Raw genomic sequence first — 17,501 nt, 5'->3', positions numbered from 1 at the left:
TGGCACCACGAGAGAAAACACGCCATGAAGCTCTGCGGATTCGACATCGGCCTGGACCACCCCTTCTTCCTGATCGCCGGTCCCTGCGTGATCGAATCCGAGCAGTTGCAGGTGGACGTGGCGGGGCAGTTGAAGGAGATCACCGGCAGCCTGGGCATCCCCTTCATCTTCAAGAGCAGCTTCGACAAGGCCAACCGCAGCAGCGGCACCAGCTACCGCGGCCCCGGCCGCGACAAGGGCCTGGAGATCCTGGCCAAGGTCAAGTCCACGCTGGGCGTGCCGGTGCTCACCGACGTGCACAGCGAGGACGACATTGCCGACGCCGCCAAGGTCTGCGACGTGCTGCAGACGCCGGCCTTCCTGTGCCGCCAGACGGATTTCATCCGCGCCGTGGCGCAAAGCGGCAAACCGGTCAACATCAAGAAGGGCCAGTTCCTTGCGCCGCACGACATGAAGAACGTGATCGACAAGGCGCGTGCCGCTGCGAAGGAAGCCGGCCTCGACGAAGACAGCTTCATGGCCTGCGAGCGCGGTGCCAGCTTCGGCTACAACAACCTCGTCTCCGACATGCGCGGCCTGGCCATCATGCGCGAGACCGGCGCACCCGTGGTGTTCGATGCCACGCACAGCGTGCAGCTGCCCGGCGGGCAAGGCACCAGCAGTGGCGGCCAGCGCGAGATGGTGCCGGTGCTTGCGCGCGCGGCGGTTGCCGTGGGCGTGGCCGGCCTGTTCATGGAAACCCACCCCGACCCCGCCAAGGCCCTGAGCGACGGGCCCAACGCCGTGCCGCTCAAGCATATGAAGGCGTTGCTGGAAACCCTGCTGGCGCTGGACGCCGTGACCAAGAAGAACGGTTTTCTCGAAGACCGCTTCAGCGCCTGATTTCCCATCCGTTCCTGTCCCTGACCCAAAGGTATTGAATCCATGAGTGCAATCGTTGACATCGTTGGCCGCGAAATCCTCGACAGCCGCGGCAACCCCACCGTCGAATGCGACGTGCTGCTGGAAAGCGGCGTGATGGGCCGCGCGGCCGTGCCCTCGGGCGCGTCCACCGGCTCGCGCGAAGCCATCGAGCTGCGCGATGGCGACAAGGCCCGCTACCTGGGCAAGGGCGTGCTCAAGGCGGTGGAGAACATCAACACCGAGATCAGCGAGGCCGTGCTGGGCCTGGATGCCTCCGAGCAGGCCTTCCTGGACAAGACCCTGATCGACCTCGACGGCACCGACAACAAGGGCCGCCTGGGCGCCAACGCGATGCTCGCCGTCTCGATGGCCGTGGCCCGCGCCGCCGCCGAAGAAGCTGGCCTGCCGCTGTACCGCTACTTCGGCGGCATGAGCGCGGTGCAGATGCCCGTGCCCATGATGAACGTGGTCAACGGCGGCGCGCACGCCAACAACAACCTCGACCTGCAGGAACTGATGATCATCCCCGTGGGGGCGCCGAGCTTTCGCGAAGCCGTGCGCTGGGGCGCCGAGGTGTTCCACGCGCTCAAGAAGATCATCCACGACAAGGGCATGAGCATCGCCGTGGGCGACGAAGGCGGCTTCGCGCCCAACGTGGCCAACCACGAAGCCGCGATCCAGATGATCCTGGAAGCCATCGGCAACGCGGGCTACACCGCCGGCGAGCAGATCGCCCTGGGCCTGGACTGCGCCGCGAGCGAGTTCTACAAGGACGACAAGTACCACCTGGAGGCCGAAGGCCTGGTGCTCAGCGCCGAGGACTGGACCAACATGCTGGCCACCTGGGTCGACAAGTACCCCATCATCAGCATCGAGGACGGTATGGCCGAAGGTGACTGGGATGGCTGGAAGGTGCTGACCGAACGCCTGGGCACCAAGGTGCAGCTGGTGGGCGACGATCTCTTCGTCACCAACACGAAGATCCTCAAGGAAGGCATCGACAAGCGCATCGGCAACTCGATCCTGATCAAGATCAACCAGATCGGCACGCTGACCGAGACCTTCGCCGCGATCGAGATGGCCAAGCGCGCGGGCTACACCGCCGTCATTTCGCACCGCTCGGGCGAAACCGAGGACAGCACCATCGCCGACATCGCCGTGGGCACCAACGCGGGCCAGATCAAGACCGGCTCGCTCTCGCGCTCGGATCGCATGGCCAAGTACAACCAGTTGCTGCGCATCGAGGAAGACCTGGGCGAAGTGGCCGTGTACCCAGGGCGTGACGCGTTCTACAACCTGAAGTAACCTCCGGCTTCATGGCGAACCGCTTCATCCCCGCCCTGCTGGTTGCCCTGCTGCTCGTGCTCCACGCGCAGTTGTGGTTCGGGCGGGGCAGCGTGCCCAAGGTGTCCAGCCTGAAGCAGCAGCTCGTCACGCAGGATCTCGCCAACCGCGACGCGCAGTTGCGCAACGACCAGCTGGTGAGCGAGGTGCGCGACCTGCAGGAAGGTCTGGACATGGTCGAGGAACTGGCCCGCCAGGAGCTGGGCATGGTCAAGCCGAACGAAATCTTCGTGCAGATCGCGCAGAGCAAGCGCTGAGCATGGCCTGCTGCGTGGCGCTGCTCGGTGGCGAGTCCAGCGGCAAGACGGCGCTGGCCAACGCGCTCCACCGGCTTCTCGAGCAAGCACACGGCCTGCGCACTCATCTCGTGCCCGAACACCTGCGCACCTGGTGCGAGGCCATGGGACGCGCACCCCTTGCCCACGAACAGGCGGCCCTGGCCGACGAACAGGACCGGCGCATCCAGGCTGCACTGCAGGCGCCCGGTGTCGACGTGGTGGTCGCCGACACCACGGCACTGCAGGTGGCCGCCTACAACGCACTGTATTTCGACGACACCTCACTCATCGCACCCGCGCTGGAGGCCCAACGCCGATTCGACCTCACGCTGCTCATGGGCCTGGACCTGCCCTGGGTGGCCGACGGCCTGTTTCGCGACAGCCCCGGGGTGCGGGACGCCACCGACGCGCTGCTGCGCCGCGAGCTGCAGGGCGCGGGTCTGGCGTTCCAGACGGTGTACGGCCAGGGGACTGCACGTCTGAGACAGGCCCTTCGCGCAGTGGGCCCCTTGCTGGGTCTGCCGCTGGTGGCGCCGGACCCTTCACTGGCCAGCGGCCTGCGGCCGTGGTCGTGCGAGAACTGCAGCGACCCCGAGTGCGAGCACCGGCTGTTCACCGGGCTGCTGCCTGGCCGCTGAACTCAGTGCTTGCGGTCGCTGGCTGGCGCCTGCTGCGCCGGCTGCAGGAACACCTGGGCGGCATCCACCGGGTCGAACCGGTACTGCTTGCCACAGAACTCGCAGCCAACTTCCACCTGCCCCTGTTCGGTCAGGATCGACTCCACCTCGTCGCGGCCCAGGCTGCGCAGCATGCTGCCCACGCGCTCGCGCGAACAGGTGCAGGCAAAACGCGGGCCCTGCGCGCCGGTGAGTGGCTCGAAGCGGCGCACGTCCTCTTCCCAGAACAATCGGTGCAGGATGGTGTCGGCGTCCAGGCCGAGCAACTCCTCGCGCTTGAGGCTGGCGGCCAGGATCGCGATGCGGTTGTAGTCCTCGTTCTGACCGATCTGGTCCTCGTCGCGCTGGTGCGAGCTGCCCGCCAGGTTGGTTGCGCCCTGCAGCGGCAGGCGCTGGATCAGCAGGCCCGCGGCCATCTTGTCGTCGGCCGCGAGCACCAGACGTGTGTCGAGCTGTTCGCTCTGCAGCATGTAGTGCTCGATCACCTCGCTGAGCTTCTCCAGCTTCTCGCGCCGGTCACCGAACAGCGGCACGACGCCCTGGTAGGGCTGCTGGCCCGGCAGGCGGTCTTTCGGGTCGAGTGTGATGGCGCAGCGGCCCTGGTTGGTCACGTTGACCATCTGCGACAGCGGTGCATCGGCCGCCACCTCGCCCACCACGGTGGCGGTGGCGCGCAGGCTCAGGTCGGGTTGCACCTCGGCCACGGCCAGCTTCACCGGGCCGTCCCCCATGATCTGCATGATCAGGGCGCCGTTGAACTTGATGTTGGCCTGCATCAGCGTGGCCGCCACCGTCATCTCGCCCAGCAGCTCCGTCACCGCCGCAGGATACCCACCGGCATCGCGGTGGCGCTGCAGGATCTCCTGCCAGGCGTCGGTCAGGCGCACCAGCATGCCGCGCACCGGCATGCCTTCAAAGACGAATTTGTGGAGTTCGGACACGCAGGAGCTTTCAGAAAAATCGAATCGGTGCAGATCGGGGTCAGGCCAGCTTTTTCAAGCCCGCGCGGTAGCGCGCCGCGTTCTCGATGTAATGCCCGGCGCTGCGGCGCAGGCCCTCGATCTGCTCGGGTGTGAGCGTCTTCACCACGCGCGCCGGGCTGCCCATGATCATGCTGCCGTCGGGGAAGGTCTTGCCCTCGGTCACCAGGGAGCCCGCGCCCACCAGGCAGTGCTTGCCGATCTTCGCGCCATTGAGCACGGTGGCGCCAATGCCGATCAGCGATTCGTCGCCGATGGTGCAGCCATGCAGCATCACCTGGTGGCCCACGGTCACGTTCTCGCCCACCATCATCGGAAAGCCCACATCCGCGTGCAGCACGCTGCCGTCCTGGATGTTGCTGCCGCGCCCGATGGTGATGGTCTCGGTGTCGCCACGCAGCACCGCGCCAAACCACACGCTGCTGTCCTCGGCCAGCACCACGTTGCCCATCACCTGGGCGCTGTCGGCCACCCAGGCCGAATCGGCCACGCGCGGGGTGACGCCATCGAGTTCGTACATTGCCATGAAAAGGTCTCCGGTCGCGAAACCTAGAATTGTAGGGATGCAAGCGCCCGCGCACCCAGACCCGCCTCTGCGCGCCTCGCTGCGCGAACAGGCCCTGCAGGCGCTGTGCGTCAGCAACCCGCAGCAGAAGGTGGCCGCCACGCACGCGCTGTTCGAGGCCTGCCAGGCAGGCCGCGCCGAGCTGAACACGGCGCAGCGCCTGGAGCCCGACACCACCGCGCCCCTGCCCGGGCGGCCAGCACGTCCAGAACTCATCGCACCGGTTGACGTGCCGCAGCGTTCACCCTTCACACCCGAGGGCCTGGCCATGCTGCTGCACGCGGTGACCCACATCGAGTTCAACGCGATCAACCTCGCGCTGGACGCGGTCTGGCGTTTTCCCGACATGCCGGCGAGCTACTACCACGACTGGCTGCAAGTGGCGCACGAAGAGGCGATCCACTTCAGCCTGCTGCGCGAACACCTGCAAAGCCTGGGTCACGACTACGGCGACTTCGCGGCGCACAACAGCCTGTGGGAGATGTGCGTGCGCACGCAGCACGACGTGACCGCGCGCATGGCGCTGGTGCCGCGCACGCTGGAGGCACGCGGTCTGGACGCCACGCCGCCGATGCAGGCGCGCCTGCGCAAGGTGGGCACATCGGCAGCGCTGCGGGCGGTCGGGATTCTGGACGTGATCCTGCGCGACGAGATCGGCCACGTGGCGGTGGGCAACCGCTGGTATGGCTGGCTGTGCAAGCAACAGGGACTGGAGCCCGTGGCGCACTACCGGCAACTCGCACGCCGGTTCAGCGCGCCACGGCTGCGCCCACCTTTCAACACCCCGGCGCGCAAAGCAGCGGGATTCAGCGACATCGAAATGCAAGAATTGATGAACGCGGACGCCCCCGCGACAGGCTTTTAGATCATTGGTGCTACGCCACCTGCGGCAAGCCGTCACATTTGTTCACAGGGCGCGGGCAACTCGCCTACCATGGCTCCCATGGCGGAACCACGGATACAACTCGATGAATACTTGGGACAAGCGTTTGATCGCATCCCGGTGGCCATGATCGTGGTGAACCATCTCGGCGAAATCGTCCGCCTCAACCAGTTGGCCGAGACGACGTTCGGCTACAGCACCGAAGAGCTGATCGGCCACACGGTGGAAAAGCTCATCCCTTCCCGCTACCACGGCGCGCACCCCGGCTACCGCAACGGCTTCCTGGCCGAGACCAGCGCGCGGCCGATGGGCGCGGGGCGCGACCTGAGCGGCCTGCGCAAGGATGGCAGCGAGTTCCCGGTGGAGATCGGCATCAACCCGGTGCAGACGGGCGAGGGGCCCATGGTGCTCTCGGTGATCCTCGATCTGAGCGAGCGCAAGCAGGCCGAGCGGCGCATTCAGGAGGCGCTGCAGCAGAAGGACCTGCTGCTGCGCGAGGTGCACCACCGCGTCAAGAACAACCTGCAGGTCATCCACAGCCTGCTCGACCTGCAGGCGCTCAAGAGCAAGGACCGCGAACTCGTGGGCATGCTGCGCGACAGCCAGAACCGCATCCGCTCGATGTCGCTGATCCACCAGACGCTGTACCAGTCACAGAACTTCGCCAAGGTCGACTTCCAGCGCTTCCTCGACGAACTGCTGCCCCGGCTCACCGAGGCCTACGGGACTTCGGCCAGCCAGGTGCGCATCCGGGTCGAGGCACACGAGGTGAGCCTGCCCATCAACGAGGCCATCCCCTGCGGCCTGATCGTCAACGAGCTCGTCAGCAACGCGCTCAAGCACGGCTTCGCGGAAGGGCAAGCGGGCACGATCCTGGTGGAGCTGAACCAGGACCATGGCAGGCACGTGGAGCTGTCGATCAGCAACGACGGACGCGGCATCCCCGACGACCTCGACCTGCTGCGCACCGGCTCGCTGGGCCTGCAGCTGGTGCAGCTGCTCACGCGCCAGCTGCATGGTGTGCTGGATATCCAGCGCGCCGGCCCCACGCGCTTTTCCCTGCGTTTCCAGTTGGGAGAGACCCCATGAGAAACACGCCACCGCGCATCCTGATCGTGGAAGACGAAAGCATCGTCGCCTTCAACCTCCAGCAGCGCCTGTCGCAACTGGGTTATGACGTGCCCGCCGTGGCGGTGTCCGGGCAGGAAAGCCTGGCGCTGGTCCACAGCACGCGCCCCGACCTGGTGCTGATGGACATCCACATCGAAGGCGACATGGACGGCATCGATGTGGCCGCCCGCCTCAAGAACGACCACCCGGTGCCGGTGATCTACCTCACCGCCTATTCGGAGGACTCCACGCTGGAGCGCGCGCGCCAGACCACGCCCTACGGCTACCTGATCAAACCCTTCTCGGAGCGCGAGCTGCACGCGACCATCCAGATGGCGCTGGAACGCCACACGGTGGAAGAATCACTGCGGGAGAACAGGCGCCTGCTGCAACAGGCGCTCGACGCCGCGAGCATGGGGGTGCTGGAGATGGACACCGTCACCAGCGCAATGACCATCAATCCGCGCACCGCGTCTCTGCTCGGCCGCGACGCGGCACGGCCCCTGACCCTGGCCGATTTTCTGGCCGACGTGGACGAGAAGGACCGGCAGTACGTCGAGAGCAGGCTGCGGGAGACCATGGCGCCGCTGCGCAAGTTCAGCGAAGAGTTCCGCCTGCTCGCGGGCCCGGCCACGTCGCGCTGGATCAAGCTGGACGCCAGCCCCGTGTCGGAACAACGCCTGAGCGGCGTAGTGCAGGACGTCACCGAACGCAAGCACGCCGAGATCCGCCTGCAGCGGCTCAACGAGGGACTGGAGCAACTGGTGCACGAACGCACCACCGAGTTGCGCGAGAGCCTGCGCGAGCTGGAGACCTTCAGCTACTCGGTGGCGCACGACCTGCGCTCGCCGATCCGCTCCATCGCGGGCCTCAGCGCCGTGCTGCTGGAGGACCACCGCGCCGACCTGGGTGATGAAGGCGCCAAGCTGATCGCCCGGATCGCCGCCAAGAGCACCCAGATGGGCAACCTGATCGACGCCCTGCTCAACCTGTCCAAGCTCTCGCAGGTGCAGCCAAAACTCGTCGACGTCGACCTCAGTGCCATCGCCGCCGAGATCATCGAACAGCAACTCGAGACCGCGCCCGAGCGCATCGCCGAAGTGCGCATTGCCCCGGGGCTGAGCGCCGTGGGCGACCCAGTTCTGGTGCGCAGCGTGCTCGACAACCTGATCCGCAACGCCTGGAAGTTCTGCGCCAAGCGGGAGGTCACCCGCATCGAGGTGGGCCACGAACTGCAGGGCAACGAGGACGTCTTCTACGTGCGCGACAACGGTTGCGGCTTCGACATGGCGTATGCCGAACAGGTGTTCAGCCCGTTCCGCCGCCTGCACACCGACACCGAGTTCCAGGGCACGGGCATCGGCCTGAGCATCGTGCAGCGCATCGCCGCGCGCCACGGCGGGCGCGTGTGGGCCGATGCGGCGCCCGACAAGGGCGCCACCTTCTACTTCACGCTCGGCGGCTGAGCGCCGCCACCGATAATCGGGGATGACCACCGCCTCCCCGACCGATTTCGGCACCCTCCCCCTTTCTCCGGCCATGCTGGCCAACCTGGCACGGCTGGGCTATGCGTCTATGACGCCGATCCAGGCCGCCGCCCTGCCGCCCGCGCTGCTGGGCAAGGATCTGATCGCGCAGGCCCGGACCGGCAGTGGCAAGACCGCCGCCTTTTCCCTGACGCTGCTGGCCAACCTGAACCCGCGCCGCTTCGCGGTGCAGACCCTGGTGCTTTGCCCCACGCGCGAACTGGCCGACCAGGTGACCACCGAGATTCGCCGCCTCGCGCGCGCCGAGGACAACATCAAGGTCGTCACGCTGTGCGGCGGCGTGCCGCTGCGCGGCCAGCTCGCCACGCTCGAACATGGCGCGCACATCGTGGTGGGCACGCCGGGGCGCATCATGGACCACCTGGAACGCGGCAGCCTGCAGCTGGACGCGCTCAACACCCTGGTGCTCGACGAAGCCGACCGCATGCTCGACATGGGCTTCTTCGACGACATCGTGACCGTGGCGAAACAGTGCCCCGCCACGCGCCAGACGCTGCTGTTCTCGGCCACCTACCCCGAAGGCATCGCCAGCCTGAGCGCACGCTTCATGCGCGAACCCGTCACCGTGAAAGTGGATGCGCAGCACACGGGCACGCAGATCGAACAGCGCTGGTACGAAGTGGCCGAAACGCAGCGGCTGGACGCCGTGAGCCGGCTGCTGCACCATTTCCGGCCCGAGAGCACGCTGGCGTTCTGCAACACCAAGGCCCAGTGCCGCGATCTGGTGGCGGTGCTGCAGGCCCAGGGCGTCAGCGCACTCGCGTTGTTCGGCGAACTGGAGCAGCGCGAGCGCGACCAGGTTCTGGTGCGCTTTGCCAACCGCAGTTGCTCGGTGCTGGTGGCCACCGACGTGGCCGCGCGCGGCCTGGACATCGCCAGCCTGGCCGCCGTGATCAACGTCGACGTGACGCCCGACCCCGAGGTGCACGTCCACCGCATCGGGCGCACCGGCCGCGCGGGTGAAAGCGGCCTGGCACTCAACCTCGCGAGCCTGGACGAGATGGGCAGCGTCGGCAAGATCGAGCAGTTGCAGGGCCGCGAGTCGGCCTGGCACCCGCTGGACGAGCTCGCACCCACTGGAAGCGGCCCGCTCGTGCCGCCCATGGTGACGCTGCACATCCAGGGCGGCCGCAAGGAAAAGATCCGCCCCGGCGACGTGCTGGGCGCGCTCACCGCCGACCTGGGCTACACGCGCGAACAGGTGGGAAAGATCAACGTGAACGAGTGGTCCACCTACGTCGCGGTGAACCGCGACATCGCGCAACAGGCCGCCAGCCGCCTCAACGCCGGGCGGATCAAGGGCAAGGGTGTGAAGGTGCGGGTGCTGGAGGACTGAAAGTCAAACACTGTGAGATTCGGTTCTTTCCATCACTACCTGCCCGCAGATATTTCGCGAGTGCACTGCCTAGCTCGTGACACCAATACCCTCATGGATCACAGCGATCTCAACAGAACTGAAGTCTTGTGTTCGATTTCGCCCTCCCATGATGCATTGAGTCTCAGTACTACGATTTTTCTTGTCCAGATTTGCGAAGGGCACGCATAACGGCAAGTGCCTCATCTACATATTGCGAGGAGAGACTGCCCACTTGTGTGTCTGGACCAGAGAACGAAAGAGCAAACGCTGCCTTGCCTTGTATCTCGTCATACTGATCCAAGTGCTGAAATGGATTGAGCTTTACGTGGTGAAGCAATGACCGCAAATTTCTCCTGTACTCACGCGTCGGTTGTGCCTTAACGTTGACCACCAGGCCGGTAACCACTTGGCGGGAAGATTGACCGAATATCCTTGTTTTATCCCTGTTCAGCACCAGCCCCAACGCTCCCAAATGGTCAGATGCTTTGGCGATGCATATCCGGACAGCTTCAAGATCATCGCCGCTGAAAGTGATGTCGTCAGCGTAGCGCGTGTAGGTTACTCTGCTAGCTGAACTGTCTGACGTTAGAAGCTCGTCGAACTCATACATACAGATGTTGGAGAGAGCCGCGCTAGTGGGAGCCCCCTGCGGAAGGCTACCCCTGTAGGACGAAATTCGTGCAACGAAAGCTGCCGTATTCAGCTTGAACCCCGCGCGCAATAGCTGTTTAAAGACAACCTTTGTAGTGAGCGATCCGAAGAAATTCTGCACATCGATGTTGGCCACATAGCGTTTACCAACATGAGCAACGGCGTTCCATTTTATCGAACAGCCTGGCTCGAATGCAGTTGCCGCTGGATGAACTGGAAAAGCTCTCAGTAGATAGTCGAGGACAAAGTACTGGACCAGCTTCATTACAGTCCGAGGGGCACAAATCTCACGAGGCGTACCGTTGGCTTTGGGAATTTCAAAGACACGGTAATGCCTTTCAGGCTTATGGAGCAACACACCGAGTAGACGAGGACTAAGGCCCATAGCCAAAGCGATTTCTCCCAACCCGACACCGTCTTCTGGCACTGCCTCGTGTCCAAACGCCTCACAGCAACGCTTTACTGTGGGAAACGAAAGAAAGCGAAAAAAGGTGCCAGAGGAGGGGGAAGAAGAGCCAACATAAAGTTGCTGTGAGAGGAGCGGCCAATAGGCACGGCCGGAGCTCCGAGCTCTGCGAGGAGATTCGGCCGTGCCTATTGGCCGCTCATCCTCTTGTATTGCGGAATCAGTGAGTACGGCTGACGAAACATCAGCCTTCTCTGTACCCTGAACCTCTGGCTCCCGAACGGTAGCACTGCGAAGTTCTTTTAGCAAGAAGGAGCGCGTACGGTCTCGAAGCCTTCGTTCCTTGGCGCTCAACTTTCCATCGCCAGAGCGAGTAAGGGAATACAGCTTAAGTCGCTGATGTACGCAGACAGTGTCGCCACCACTTTCCCATGTACTCAACATTTCTTGGACGAGAGCTGGATTGACACTGGGTGTCTCCTCAGGCAGAGCGTTCCGGATGAACTCTGCAATGTGCAACGCCGACGCGGGCTGTATGCAGCCTAAAGCCAATCGGACAAGCGATCCATTCAGTCTCGCTGTCATGGTATGGGCGACGAAGGCGGACGACCTCGCCCATCGAAGAAGTGGGTAGACCGACGACCTGCTATCCGTCTCAAAACCGGCGTGAGATCCGCCGTAGCGAAATCTACAAACAACGTCTTCCCAAAGTCATCCGCGGCTCTTGCCGGGCCCTCATTGAAATAAGATCGATCATTTTCGTACAGCTTGTCAGCAAGCAAAATCAAATCGCAAGTTCGATCATCATTCCGAGCTAGCCAGTGCACAAAAAGACCAAGTTCACAAAATGAGCCTACGCTCCCTGCCACTATGACTATGGCGCTGCATTCCCGGCTGATGAACTCAAGCTCATTATCATGTGCGTAGCCCTTTGTCACCGATACGCGCACATCCTCCAAGCCCTCGTCCTCCCCCAAAACTACTTCGTATCCATCAGCTTCGAGCTCATCACGCAAACGGAGACGTAGCGCGGAACCACTGTTTGTTTCAGCGTCCTTTAGAGCAGGGCCGCACAAAAACACGACAAACCGATTGCCTTTGTATAGATCTTGGACGCTCTTCGAAAATCTATCAACTGAAGGTCTTTTCATCGAATCTACGACATGAAGTTTCCGATACAGATGGTATCCCATGCTCACTCCAAATCGAAAATTTTCAGACTGCTTTCCCATCTATATGAGTCGCCTCCAGTGGACTCCAAGCTCGGCTACAAGCCCAGGAATCTGATCGCCCCCGACAGCCTGAGCGCCGAACACTTGGAAGAAGTGGAGGCCCTTCTGGCCGCGCTGGACGCCAACGAGGACGTGCAGAACCCTTTGCCGGCTTGGGCGGCTGAGACCACGCCTTTCGCCCCGGCTGCGAACTGATCAACAATCCTGCCCATGAGCGACAACACCTCCCCCGACTCCTCTCGTCCACCCCTGCCCGACCGCCTGTGCATCGAACCGGGCAGCCCTCACCACGTGCCCGCCGTGTTCGAACATGACGTGGGCATCCGCTTCAACGGCAAGGAACGCTTCGACGTCACCGAGTACTGCATCAGCGAAGGCTGGGTCAAGGTGCCGTCGGGCAAGACGCTGGACCGCAAGGGCAACCCGCTGCTGATCCAGCTCAAGGGCAAGGTCGAGGCCTTCTACAAATAGAGACGACTTGACGCGAACCTGCGGCGCGACGCTGGCTCCAAACAGCCATCCATGCGACGCAGAACCCTTTGCCTTGTCCTCCCGCTGCTCCACGGCGCCCTTGCTGGTGCGGTGGGCGCGCGCGCCAGCGAATACCCTGCGCCTGGGGATGCGCCCGCAGGCCACACGGTGTCGCTCGATCAGCTGCAACAAGCCGTGGCCCGGCGTTTCCCGCTGCGCTACCCGGTGCCCGGCGTCCTGAACCTCGATCTGCAGATCCCCCGCCTGCGCCTGCTGCCCGCGCAGAACCGCCTGCGCAGCGAGATGGTGGTGGAGGTGGCCGGGCCCGCGCTCAACCGCAGCCACCAGGGCAGCTTCGACGTCGACTTCGCGCTGCGCTACGAACCGAGTGACCGCACTGTGCGCGCGCACCAGTTGCGCCTGGGTCGCCTGCGCTTTCCCAGCCTGCAGCCTGGCGTGGTGGACATGCTCAACACCTACGCGCCCGCGCTGGCCGAACAGTCGCTGCGCGAACTCGTGCTGCACCAGTTGCAACCTCAGGACCTGAAGATGGTGGACGCCATGGGCATGCAGCCCGGACCGATCACCGTCACGGACCAGGGCCTGGTGATCGGCTTCGTGCTCAAGCCCTTGTAATGGCGCGTGCGAGCGCAGAACCCGCGCGGCCAGACCGACTCCAACGGGTTCGCGTGTAAGAAATCGGCCACCGCGACCGACCTATCCGCATGAAAGGTCCCGTCACCATGAACCGCCGACACACCATGAAGCTGCTCACCCTCCTCGGCCTGGGCTCGCAGGCCGCCGCGCCCGTGGCCCATGCCCTGGCCGCCACCGCCCCCTGGAACCTCTCCCCCGCCGAATGGAAGAAGCGCCTGACACCGGCGCAGTTCGCCGTGCTGCGTGAGGAAGGCACGGAGCGCGCGGGCACCAGCCCGCTCAACGCCGAGAAGCGCAAGGGCACCTACCATTGCGCGGGCTGCGACCTGCCGCTGTTCTCGTCCGACGCCAAGTACGAGAGCGGCACCGGCTGGCCCAGCTTCCACACGCCGCTGCCCGGTGCACTGGGCACCAAGACCGACTACAAGCTGATCCTGCCGCGCACCGAGTACCACTGCGTGCGCTGCGACGGCCACCAGGGTCACGTGTTCAACGACGGCCCCCAACCCAGCGGCAAGCGCTACTGCAACAACGGCGTGGCGCTGCGTTTTGCCCCGGAGGCCGCATGAAGAGCCTGCACCGCTTCGGGTTCGGCCGAATGCTGGCCCTGATGGCCACCGCGCTGATCGCGGTCGCGCCCGCGCAGGCCCAGGCCCCTGCTGCCTCCGCCAAGGCCACCTTCGCGGGCGGCTGCTTCTGGTGTGTGGAGGCCGATTTCGACAAGGTGCCGGGCGTGCTGTCCACCACCTCGGGCTATATCGGCGGCACCGTGGCCAACCCGACCTACCGGCAGGTTTCCTCCGACAAGACCGGCCACGCAGAAGCCGTGGAGATCGTGTTCGACCCGGCCCGCGTGAGTTACGAGCAACTGCTCGCCACCTTCTGGCGCAGCATCGACCCGACCACGAAGAACCGGCAGTTCTGTGATGCCGGCAGCCCGTACCGCACCGCCATCTTCACGCACGACGCGGCGCAACTGGCGGCCGCACGGCGCTCGCTCGTCGAGCTGGAGAAAAGCAAGCCCTTCAAGGAGCCCATCGTCACCGAGATCGTGGCGGCCGGGCCGTTCTATGCCGCCGAGGACTACCACCAGGACTATTACAAGAAGAACCCGATCCGTTACCAGTACTACCGCGCCAGTTGCGGGCGCGACATGCGCCTGGAGCAGCTCTGGGGCAGCAGGAAATGAATAGGCCGCCCGCGGGCGGCCTCCTGGCGGCGGATGTCTGGTCGCTCAATCCAGCTTGAGCTTCTGCTTCGCCACCACGTCCTTGTAAACCTCGTACTCGGCCTTGATCTGCGCGGCGAATTCGGCCGGCGTGTTGCCGACCACGAGCGAGCCCGTGTCCTCCACGCGCTTCTTCACCGCCGGGTCGGTCAGAGCCTGCCGGGCAGCGCTGTTGACCTTCTCCACCACCTCGGGCGCCAAGCCCTTGGGGCCGATGAGGCCGTAATACGCCATGCGGTTCACCGGCTCCAGCCCCATCTCCTTGAACGTGGGCACATCGGGCAGCACCGCCAGGCGCTGCGGCGCCGCCACCGCCAGCGCCACCAGACGGCCGGCCTTGATGTGCGGCAACGCGGAAGGCAGGTTGTCGAAGATGATCGGCACCTGCCCACCAATGGTGTCGTTGAGCGCGGGGCCCGCACCCCGGTAGGGAATGTGCGTGATGAAGGCGCCGGTCAGGCTCTTGAACAGCTCGGTCTGCAAGTGGCCGATGCCGCCGGTGCCCGAACTCGCGTAGCTGTAGCGCCCGGGGTTCTTCTTGAGTTCGGCCACGAAGGCCTTGAAGTCCTTCGCCGGGAAGCCGGGATGCACCGCGATCACGTTGGGCGTCGCGGCGATGTTGACGATGGGCGTGAAGTCCGTGAGCGTGTTGTACGGAATCCTGGGATTGATCGCCGGATTGGCCGCCGTGGTCGACACCGTGGCCATGCCCAGGATGTAGCCGTCGGCCGGGCTGCGCGCGAGCTCGGTGGCACCCACCACGCCGCCGCCGCCGGCCTTGTTCTCCACCACCACGCTCTGCCCCAGCGCCTTGCCCAGCGACTCGGACATGACACGCGCAATGATGTCGGTGGTACCGCCCGGTGCGAACGGCACCTGCAGCCGGATCGGCTTGTTCGGGTAGGCCTGAGCCCACGCGCTGCCGGCCACAGCCGCCGAGGCGGTGGCCAGACCGATTGCAACGAGCTGACGACGAGAAACCATGAAATGTGCTCCAGTGAATGGGGATGTGGAAGGGCACAGGAAATGTAGGGCTTGCCGGACGCGCCTTCATTGGGGCTTCTACATACGCGTTAACCCGGAACGATGGCGCGCTACCCGCGCGGGTGGTGCCGCGCCACGAGGGTCTTGAGGCGCTCGCGCGCCACGTGGGTGTAGATCGTGGTGGTGGAGATGTCGGCATGGCCCAGCAGCATCTGCACCGCGCGCAGGTCCGCGCCGTGGTTGAGCAGGTGGGTGGCAAAGGCATGGCGCAGCGTGTGCGGCGACAGTGGCGAGGTGATGCCGGCCTGCGCGGCGTATTTCTTCACCAGTTGCCAGAACATCGCGCGCGTCATGGCCTCGCCGGCGCGCGAGCCGCGCGCGGTGACGAACAGGTCCTCGCTCTGCAGGCCGCCCAGGATATCTCCGCGCGCCTGCATCAGGTAGCGCTGCAGCCACTGGCCGGCGACCTGGCCGAAGGGCACGAGGCGCTCCTTGTTGCCCTTGCCGGTGATGCGCAGCACGTATTCATTCATGCCCACGTGCCAGGTCTTGAGCGTCACGAGCTCGCTCACACGCAGGCCGCTGGCATAGATGAGTTCAAGCATGCAGCGGTCGCGCAGCCCCAGCGGCGTGCCTGCGTCGGGCGCATTCAGCAAGGCTTCGACCTGCGCCTCCGACAAGGTCTTGGGCACGCGCAGGGGCTGGCGCGCCGGTGCGAGACGCAGTGTCGGGTCGATGGTGACGAAGCGCTCGCGCAGTGCCCAGCGGAAGTAGCGCTTGAACACGGTGAGGCGCCGGTTCGCGGTGGTGGCGCGGGTCTGCGCATGGCGCGCGCTGAAGTAATGGTTGAGGTCGGCTTCACTGGTCTCGGGCAGGGTCTTGCCCTGCCCGGCCAGCCAGTCACCCAGCAGCACCAGGTCGCGCCGGTAGGCATCGAGCGTGTTGCGCGACAGGCCCTCCTCCAGCCACAGGGCATCGGCAAAGGCATCGGCCGCGGCGCGGCTGGCCAGGGCCTTCGGAGACAGTTCGGTGGATGCCTGGGTCACTGCGGTGCGCTCGACTCTCGGGGAAAACCCGCCCCGACAGGTAAGCAGTTACCGGGGGGAGTTCCGTATCAACTTGTTGTATTCTGCCTGCTCGCATTTTTCACATCGACAGGAGACACACACCATGCGCTTGATTCACAAGATTGGCCTGGGGCTCAGCCTCGGCGCGGCCCTGCTCACCAGCGTGGCCTCGGCCCAGCAGCAGCAGTTCGTCAACGTGCTCACCGGCGGCCAGAGTGGCGTGTACTACCCCATGGGTGTGGCGCTCTCGCAGATCTTCGCCAAGGACATCCCCAACACCCGTTCCACCGCCCAGGTCACGCGCGCCTCGGCCGAAAACCTCAACCTGCTGCAGGCTGGCCGTGGTGAGCTCGCGCTGTCGCTGGCCGACGCCGTCTCCTACGCCTGGCAGGGCAACGCCGAAGCAGGCTTCCCCAACAAGCTGGACAAGCTGCGCGGCCTCTCGGCCACCTACAGCAACTACATCCAGGTGGTGGCCAGCGCCGACTCCGGCATCAAGACCCTCGCGGACCTCAAGGGCAAGCGCCTCTCGGTCGGCGCCGCGAAGTCGGGCACCGAGCTCAACGCGCGCGCCATCCTCAAGGCCGCCGGCCTGAGCTACGGCGATCTGGCCAAGGTCGAATACCTGCCTTTTGGCGAGTCGGTCGAACTCATGAAGAACCGCCAGCTCGACGCCACCCTGCAATCCGCTGGCCTGGGCGTGGCCTCCATCCGCGATCTGTCCACCGCCGTCAAGATCGTGGTGGTCTCGGTGCCCGCCGACGTGGTGACCAAGGTCGGTGACCCGGCCTACCAGCCGTCCGTCATTCCGGCCAACACCTACACCGGCCAGACCGAGGACGTGCCCACCGCGGCCATCCCGAACTTCCTGATCACCCACAGCGGCGTGTCCGACGACACCGCCTACCGCATGGCCAAGGCGATGTACGACAACATCGACACCCTCTACGCCGCGCACAACGCCGCCAAGGCCATCAAGCGCGACAACGCCATCAAGGGCATGCCCGTGCCGCTGCACCCGGGTGCCGAGCGCTACTACAAGGAAATCGGCCTGATCAAGTAAGGCGCAGACAGGCGACCAGGCGCCCCGGTGTTGCACCCGACACCCGCCCGGTTTGACACGGCCCCTACCCGGGGCCGTTTCCATTTCTGTTGACCCGA

General features: G+C 64.9%; 20 protein-coding genes. 14 read left to right on the top strand and 6 right to left on the bottom strand.

The features are described from left to right. Positions 1–24 precede the first annotated feature (24 nt). From kdsA to K5880_RS05340, 4 genes are read left to right on the top strand one after another with little or no spacing between them, the layout of a single operon-like run. On the top strand, positions 25–882 hold the full coding sequence (gene kdsA / locus K5880_RS05355; RefSeq protein ID WP_297649578.1) for a 3-deoxy-8-phosphooctulonate synthase: 858 nt from the start codon (positions 25–27) through the stop codon (positions 880–882). A 42-nt stretch (positions 883–924) separates the two neighbouring features. Continuing rightward, on the top strand, positions 925–2,208 hold the full coding sequence (eno, locus tag K5880_RS05350; protein ID WP_297649575.1) for a phosphopyruvate hydratase: 1,284 nt from the start codon (positions 925–927) through the stop codon (positions 2,206–2,208). Positions 2,209–2,219: 11 nt separating this feature from the next. Next, a complete protein-coding gene (locus K5880_RS05345; RefSeq protein ID WP_297649573.1) occupies positions 2,220–2,504 on the top strand; it encodes a septum formation initiator family protein in 285 nt (94 codons plus the stop codon). Between the two features lie 2 nt (positions 2,505–2,506). Then, complete coding sequence (locus K5880_RS05340) at positions 2,507–3,163, top strand: ATP-binding protein (RefSeq protein WP_297649571.1); 657 nt, start codon at positions 2,507–2,509, stop codon at positions 3,161–3,163. A gap of 2 nt (positions 3,164–3,165) precedes the next feature. Here K5880_RS05340 and K5880_RS05335 read toward each other — a convergent pair whose 3' ends face one another. Continuing rightward, on the bottom strand, positions 3,166–4,143 hold the full coding sequence (locus tag K5880_RS05335) for an Hsp33 family molecular chaperone HslO (protein ID WP_297649558.1): 978 nt from the start codon (positions 4,141–4,143) through the stop codon (positions 3,166–3,168). Between the two features lie 40 nt (positions 4,144–4,183). Then, entirely contained in the window at positions 4,184–4,708 is a 525-nt protein-coding gene (locus tag K5880_RS05330) for a gamma carbonic anhydrase family protein (RefSeq protein WP_297649556.1), read from the bottom strand. 37 nt (positions 4,709–4,745) lie between these two features. Here K5880_RS05330 and K5880_RS05325 point away from each other — a divergent pair, with 37 nt between their 5' ends. The 4 genes from K5880_RS05325 (at position 4,746) to dbpA (ending at position 9,623) form a co-directional block, all read left to right on the top strand. After that, a complete protein-coding gene (locus K5880_RS05325) occupies positions 4,746–5,612 on the top strand; it encodes a ferritin-like domain-containing protein (protein ID WP_297649554.1) in 867 nt (288 codons plus the stop codon). A gap of 111 nt (positions 5,613–5,723) precedes the next feature. Next, entirely contained in the window at positions 5,724–6,719 is a 996-nt protein-coding gene (locus K5880_RS05320) for a histidine kinase dimerization/phosphoacceptor domain -containing protein (RefSeq protein WP_297649552.1), read from the top strand. Continuing rightward, positions 6,716–8,206: a response regulator gene (locus tag K5880_RS05315; RefSeq protein WP_297649550.1), complete on the top strand. Its 1,491-nt coding sequence runs from the start codon at positions 6,716–6,718 to the stop codon at positions 8,204–8,206. Before K5880_RS05320 ends, K5880_RS05315 begins: the two co-directional genes overlap by 4 nt. A 22-nt stretch (positions 8,207–8,228) precedes the next feature. Next, positions 8,229–9,623 (top strand): ATP-dependent RNA helicase DbpA, encoded by a 1,395-nt coding sequence (gene dbpA / locus K5880_RS05310; RefSeq protein WP_297649548.1) that lies wholly within the window; start codon positions 8,229–8,231, stop codon positions 9,621–9,623. 169 nt (positions 9,624–9,792) lie between these two features. On the opposite strand, the gene K5880_RS05305 is transcribed toward dbpA, so the two are convergent. Together K5880_RS05305 and K5880_RS05300 are read right to left on the bottom strand one after the other, a co-directional pair. After that, complete coding sequence (locus tag K5880_RS05305; RefSeq protein ID WP_297649792.1) at positions 9,793–10,680, bottom strand: reverse transcriptase domain-containing protein; 888 nt, start codon at positions 10,678–10,680, stop codon at positions 9,793–9,795. Positions 10,681–11,282: 602 nt separating this feature from the next. After that, positions 11,283–11,894 carry a hypothetical protein gene (locus K5880_RS05300; RefSeq protein ID WP_297649546.1) on the bottom strand — a complete coding sequence of 204 codons (612 nt, stop codon included), beginning with the start codon at positions 11,892–11,894 and terminating at the stop codon, positions 11,283–11,285. Between the two features lie 57 nt (positions 11,895–11,951). Between K5880_RS05300 and K5880_RS05295 the strand changes: the two genes are divergently transcribed. The 5 genes from K5880_RS05295 (at position 11,952) to msrA (ending at position 14,250) form a co-directional block, all read left to right on the top strand. Beyond that, entirely contained in the window at positions 11,952–12,128 is a 177-nt protein-coding gene (locus K5880_RS05295) for a hypothetical protein (protein ID WP_297649806.1), read from the top strand. A gap of 15 nt (positions 12,129–12,143) precedes the next feature. After that, a complete protein-coding gene (locus K5880_RS05290; protein WP_297649544.1) occupies positions 12,144–12,404 on the top strand; it encodes a DUF3297 family protein in 261 nt (86 codons plus the stop codon). Between the two features lie 51 nt (positions 12,405–12,455). After that, on the top strand, positions 12,456–13,040 hold the full coding sequence (locus K5880_RS05285; RefSeq protein WP_297649542.1) for a DUF1439 domain-containing protein: 585 nt from the start codon (positions 12,456–12,458) through the stop codon (positions 13,038–13,040). A gap of 107 nt (positions 13,041–13,147) precedes the next feature. Continuing rightward, positions 13,148–13,630, top strand: a complete 483-nt coding sequence (gene msrB / locus K5880_RS05280; protein WP_297649540.1) for a peptide-methionine (R)-S-oxide reductase MsrB — start codon at positions 13,148–13,150, stop codon at positions 13,628–13,630. Continuing rightward, positions 13,627–14,250 (top strand): peptide-methionine (S)-S-oxide reductase MsrA, encoded by a 624-nt coding sequence (gene msrA, locus K5880_RS05275; protein WP_297649538.1) that lies wholly within the window; start codon positions 13,627–13,629, stop codon positions 14,248–14,250. The genes msrB and msrA overlap by 4 nt, the downstream gene beginning before the upstream one ends. Positions 14,251–14,295: 45 nt before the next feature. Here msrA and K5880_RS05270 read toward each other — a convergent pair whose 3' ends face one another. Both K5880_RS05270 and xerD read right to left on the bottom strand, forming a co-directional pair. Then, the gene (locus K5880_RS05270; RefSeq protein ID WP_297649536.1) at positions 14,296–15,273 is read right to left on the bottom strand and encodes a tripartite tricarboxylate transporter substrate binding protein BugE; all 978 of its coding nucleotides are present in this window, start codon (positions 15,271–15,273) and stop codon (positions 14,296–14,298) included. A gap of 110 nt (positions 15,274–15,383) precedes the next feature. Then, positions 15,384–16,319: a site-specific tyrosine recombinase XerD gene (gene xerD, locus K5880_RS05265; protein WP_297649535.1), complete on the bottom strand. Its 936-nt coding sequence runs from the start codon at positions 16,317–16,319 to the stop codon at positions 15,384–15,386. A gap of 124 nt (positions 16,320–16,443) precedes the next feature. Here xerD and K5880_RS05260 point away from each other — a divergent pair, with 124 nt between their 5' ends. Continuing rightward, positions 16,444–17,403 (top strand): TAXI family TRAP transporter solute-binding subunit, encoded by a 960-nt coding sequence (locus K5880_RS05260; RefSeq protein ID WP_297649533.1) that lies wholly within the window; start codon positions 16,444–16,446, stop codon positions 17,401–17,403. Positions 17,404–17,501: the final 98 nt, after the last annotated feature.

It is taken from the genome of Hydrogenophaga sp., from assembly GCF_025699295.1.
Lineage (GTDB): Bacteria > Pseudomonadota > Gammaproteobacteria > Burkholderiales > Burkholderiaceae_C > Hydrogenophaga.
The sequence above is the reverse complement of the archived record's forward strand: the minus strand, read 5'-3'. Positions and strand labels throughout refer to the sequence as shown.